Here is a 5,016-nt window from a genome sequence, read left to right on the forward strand (position 1 = left end):
ATAATCGCCCCCGGACCCCCGTATTAATGAACGAATGAAACAGAAATGGAATTAAATGGATGATCGGCACTTCCGGTATTATGATCGCCCTGCTCAAACTGCTGCCCGGCAACCACTGATCCGGGCCAGAAAAGCCTCGAAGGAGGCGTTGTCTGCCAGGTTTTCGGCGTTTTCCACAACGATTCCGGGGGCGAAACGGGCCAGCGCCTCGACGAACAAGCCCGGCGTGGTCGACCCGTCCGAGACGACCACCGACAGTCCGCACGAAGGGGATCGCGCCTTCAGCACCGCCCCGCGCACCCCGAGGGATTGCCATCGCCGCGCCTCGACCTCGCACCACCGCGACAGCGTCGCCGTACAATCCCGCCCGCTGTCCACGGTGACCAGTCGCCGCCCGCCGGATGCGTTGACGAAATGCATCGGCTCCCGCGGCACCCCCAGACCCGCCTCCACCTCCGGACAGACCGGCACCAGCCGCACCCGCGCCCGCAACGCCTCCACCAGCGCCGCATCCTGCCGATGCCCCCCGTCGTAACGCACCAACTCCCCCAACAAACAGCGACTGATGCCGAGGAGGGGTAACTCCCCCGTTTGACTTGCCATGTATTGCCTCAATCCTTCTCCTGGATTCCACGTCCGGCTTCTGCCAATATGGGGCATCCTGACGGATTCAACTTTGCCGAGCCAATTCCCCAAGGGGCCACCATGAATGCCGCGACCTTGACCATCCTGAAGCGCACCACCCTCTTCGCCGGGTTGGACGAAGCCTCCCTGGCCACCCTCTCCGACTTCTGCGAGATCCAGGACTTTCAGGACGGGCAGAAAGCCATCTCCGAAAACAACGACGTCGGCAGGCAGGATCTCTTCCTGCTCATCGGCGGATCGGTCAGCGTCGGGGCCAAGTTCGTTCCCCTCGAAACCGCCGCCGAAGCCAGTCTGCAAGGCATCGACAACGAACTCTACGGCGAAATCGCCTTCCTGTTGAGTACCAAACGCTCCGCAGGCATCACCTGCAAAGGGCGCACCCGTTTCCTCAAGATCAACGGGGAAAAGCTCAACGCCTTCATGCTCGACAACCCCACCATCGGCTTCCTGCTGATGGACCGCATCGCCAAGGTTCTGGCCCAGCGGGTGATCAAGCTCACCGATCAGCTCAAGTCCCAGAAAATGTTCGATTTCTGATGCCCTGATACAGGTCGGGAGAGGGCCACTTCCCGACCTGTTTCGTCTCCCCCTTCTTTCGAAAGATCTCGCGGTGAGCGGTGCTGCCAAAAAATCCTCATCCGTCGGCTGGCTGCTGAAGAGCGCCCCCTACTGGGCCTCCTTCCTGGTGCTGGCCCTGGCCGTCTGGCTGCAGGTGGTCAAGCCCCCCCTGTTCCTGTCGTTGCGCAACCAGGCCTTCGACACCCTGCAACGCCTGCACCCCCGTACTTCCGAAGGCGCGCCGGTGCGGGTCGTCGACATCGACGACGAAAGCTTGGCCCGCTACGGACAATGGCCCTGGCCTCGCACCAAACTGGCCGATCTGGTCAATCGCCTCACCGAACTCCAGGCCGCCACCATCGCCTTCGACATCGTCTTCGCCGAGCCGGATCGCACCTCGCCCGCCAATCTGCCCAAAATCTGGCCCGACTCCCCCGAAGCCGGCAAACTGGCCGCCACCTATCCCGATCACGACAAGGTGCTGGCCGAAGCCTTCGCCAACGCTCCGGTGGTGGCCGGCTTCACCCTGAGCGAGGATGCCCAGGAAAAAGCCCGCTTCACCGTCAAAGCCAAGTTCATCACCGCCGGCGACGATCCCCTGCCCTACCTGAAACACACCAACGGCGCCATCGCCAACCTGGCCGAGCTGGAAGAGGCCGCCCCCGGTGTCGGCAACTTCTCCTTCGTCCCCGATCAGGACGGCGTCATCCGCCGTGTGCATCTGCTGATGCAGCATCGGAACAAGATCGTGCCCTCCCTCTCCGTCGAAGCCCTGCGCGTGGCTCAGGGAGCCCGCAACATCGCCGTCAAGGCCATCGCCCCCACCGGCATCGACTCCCTCAAAATCGGCGCCCTCTCCGTGCCCACCACCTCCGAAGGGGCGGTTTATCTCCATTTCGCACCCCACCGCAAATCGCTCTATGTCCCCGCCTGGCAGATTCTGGAAGGCAAGGTCGATCCCACCCTGATCGCCGGCCATATCCTCTATATCGGCACCTCCGCCAAAGGACTGCTCGATCTGCGCTTCAGCCCCCTCGGGGAGATCATCCCCGGCGTCGAGGTGCATGCCCAGTTGACCGAGCAGATTCTGCAAGGCACCTTCCTCTCCCTGCCCGCCTGGGTCGACGGACTGGTCGGCCTGGGCCTCGGAATCATCTGGCTGCTCATGGTGCTGCTCTTCACCCGCGCCCGCGCGGTGTTCGGTGCCGTCGTCTCCGTGGGCCTCTCCGCCGTGGTGATCGTGGCCACCTGGTTCGCCTTCGTGGAGAGCCGGCTGCTGCTCGACCCCTTCTTCCCCGCCACCACCATCGTGCTGATGTTCCTGGCCATCACCATTCCCCGGCACATCGCCTCGGAGCGGGAGTCCCGCTGGATCAAGTCGGCCTTCTCCCGCTACGTCTCGCCCAACCGGGTGGCCCATCTGGTGGCCAACCCCGACCAGCTCAACCTGGGCGGCGAAACCCGCGAATGCTCCTTCGTCATGACCGATCTGTCGGGGTTCACCACCCTCATGGAGCGTTTCGACCCCGGCAAGGTGGTGGAAATCCTCAACAACTACCTCGACCAGATGATCAAGATCACCTTCCGCCACGAAGGCACCCTCGACCGCATCGTGGGGGACGCGGTGGCCGTACTCTTCTCCGCACCCGTCATTCAGGAGGATCATGCCGCCCGCGCCGTGGCCTGCGCCACCGAGATGCACGAGTTCGCCCAACGTTACGCCAGAGAGTGCGCCGCCGAGGGCATCCCCTTCGGCGCCACCCGCATCGGGGTCCACTCCGGCACGGTGCTGGTGGGCAACTTCGGTGGCGAAACCATGTTCGATTATCGCGCCCTGGGGGATCCCATCAACACCTCCTCGCGTTTGGAAGGGGCCAACAAGTATTTCGGCACCCTGATCTGCATCAGCGGGGCCACCAGCTCCCGCATACCGGGTTTCACCGGTCGCCCCATCGGCGACTTGTTCCTCAAGGGCAAAAGCGAAGCCATCCCCACCTTCGAACCCCGAACGGCGGAAGAGATGGCCGGTGAACAGATGCAGGCCTACATGGCCGCATTCGGCATGCTGGAACGGGAAGAAGAGGGCGCCCTGGCCGCCTTCGAGGCGCTGGTGGAGAAATATCCCCAGGACAACCTGTCGGCCTTCCATTGCAAACGCCTGAAAGAGGGCCACAAAGGCAAACAGGTGGTGATGGAAGGGAAGTAGGTCACCCGCCTTTCAATATGTTTCCTTTAAGTATCAAAAAAAGGAAATATTCTGTCCTTTGACGTGTCTGTCATAAGGATTTTGTATTTTATTTGTACTGAAAAGTCAAAAAATAATAGACACGTCAAAGGAGAGAACATTTCCTTTTTTGATACTTAAAAGATTAAAAGTCAACACCCTGACTCACTCCTCCCCTTCCGTAACGTTCTCATCCAGAATGAAATCGATCGTTTCGCGAATCTCGGTACTGGCATTGCGGATTTTCAGCCGTTTGTAGGCCTTCTGACCCAGTGTTTGAATGGGAACCGCCAGAAGTGCGCTCAGAAAACTGTGGGGTGCCCCCTGTACATCGGCAAAATCGAGGAGAACGGTCTTGCCCTCCGCAATCGCCGGCATCAGATGGCGCACCCGATACTGGATGGCCGCCTGTTTATCCTCGGCATACTTGCCAAAATAGTTTTCAATCGAGAGGTAGACCTTGTTGTCCTCGTCCGCATCTCCCGATACGGAACTCTCTCGGGCCGCCTTGTCGCGCAACTCCGCCATCATGCGTTGAAAGTGCAGCGTTTCCGTCGACCTGGATAGTTTGACGAGAATCAAAACCGCCGTGCCGGGCCAACGATAGTTCAGATTTTTCCGGGTGACATCCATCGGGGAGACATGGACCAACCCGTTTCCGGATAACAGATACATGTCCGCATGCAACTTGCGCACGATATTGCTGGAGATGAACAGTCCGACCCCGGCATTGTTGGTCGCCCGATACCCGGTGGCATCGTTGAAGGTTCCGGAAACCCGAGGCTGCAAGGCATACATAATGGCCTCGGCATCATTCTCGAATACCGGGTAGGCCTGCTCCAGATGGGCTTTGATACCCATGCCCGTGTCCGCGATGAGGAATGAAAGCTCGTCGCGGGTCTTATACCAGGTAAACTGCACCAGCGAGGGAATTCGCATGGTTCGTTTGAACCGGTTGGTGAAAAACGAGGCTCCGTGTTCCACCGTATTGTAGATCAATTCAGAAACGATGTAATATAGTATATCCCGATACGAAATCTCGAACTCTTTGGTATATTCATCAATCCTGGAAAGGGCCAAGCCGACGTCCCGCGTCCCGCGAATGGCCATCAACGGCTTGAAGGGATCACCCCGAAAGCTCTGATCTTCGTTGAACAAGACCTGGGACCAGCCTCGCGCCCCCATCAGGGACCACATTTCGCCCGGAGATCCTCTTTCGGCGACTCGCTTTACGGTTATTTTTTTTCCCTTGGCGACCAACTTCCAAATGTAGGGAACCAGCAACGCCAACGCCTGATAATTGGCCGTTTGGCAGCTCGTCAGGTCGATTTCGACCTCCTGATCGGCCGGATCCCAGACGAATTGGCCAAGAACCTGATCAAAATCGATAACGTCCCGAGTCCAGAAGGAGAAGGAGGGGGAAAGCCGGATGGTGGTCATCTCATGCCCGATGAAACGGTATTTGCCGAGCTAACCCGACAACAGCCTTTTGATTTTTCAACGATTAAATTTACAACAAAACCTGGACAAGAAACGTCAAAGGATAGAACATTTTCTTTTTTTGATACTTAAAAGATAACATATTGAAA

The 5,016-nt window shown here is 58.9% G+C and carries 4 protein-coding genes; 2 read left to right on the top strand and 2 right to left on the bottom strand.

Annotated elements, in window-relative coordinates; genetic code table 11:
- Positions 1 to 93: 93 nt before the first annotated feature.
- Positions 94 to 603: a DUF523 domain-containing protein gene (locus HQL56_18030; GenBank protein ID MBF0311417.1), complete on the bottom strand. Its 510-nt coding sequence runs from the start codon at positions 601 to 603 to the stop codon at positions 94 to 96.
- A gap of 102 nt (positions 604 to 705) precedes the next feature.
- Between HQL56_18030 and HQL56_18035 the strand changes: the two genes are divergently transcribed.
- Together HQL56_18035 and HQL56_18040 are read left to right on the top strand one after the other, a co-directional pair.
- A complete protein-coding gene (locus tag HQL56_18035) occupies positions 706 to 1,182 on the top strand; it encodes a cyclic nucleotide-binding domain-containing protein (GenBank protein ID MBF0311418.1) in 477 nt (158 codons plus the stop codon).
- Positions 1,183 to 1,255: 73 nt separating this feature from the next.
- Entirely contained in the window at positions 1,256 to 3,409 is a 2,154-nt protein-coding gene (locus tag HQL56_18040) for an adenylate/guanylate cyclase domain-containing protein (GenBank protein ID MBF0311419.1), read from the top strand.
- Positions 3,410 to 3,592: 183 nt separating this feature from the next.
- On the opposite strand, the gene HQL56_18045 is transcribed toward HQL56_18040, so the two are convergent.
- Positions 3,593 to 4,867 (bottom strand): DUF4325 domain-containing protein, encoded by a 1,275-nt coding sequence (locus tag HQL56_18045; GenBank protein MBF0311420.1) that lies wholly within the window; start codon positions 4,865 to 4,867, stop codon positions 3,593 to 3,595.
- Between the last annotated feature and the right edge of the window lie 149 nt (positions 4,868 to 5,016).

This window comes from Magnetococcales bacterium, from assembly GCA_015231925.1.
Lineage (GTDB): Bacteria > Pseudomonadota > Magnetococcia > Magnetococcales > JADGAQ01 > JADGAQ01.

Excerpts from the sequence above, each read along its gene's own strand:
- HQL56_18030 (MBF0311417.1), bottom strand. The coding sequence starts at position 603 with ATGGCAAGTCAAACGGGGGAGTTACCCCTCCTCGGCATCAGTCGCTGT.
- HQL56_18035 (MBF0311418.1), top strand. The coding sequence starts at position 706 with ATGAATGCCGCGACCTTGACCATCCTGAAGCGCACCACCCTCTTCGCC.
- HQL56_18045 (MBF0311420.1), bottom strand. The coding sequence starts at position 4,867 with ATGACCACCATCCGGCTTTCCCCCTCCTTCTCCTTCTGGACTCGGGAC.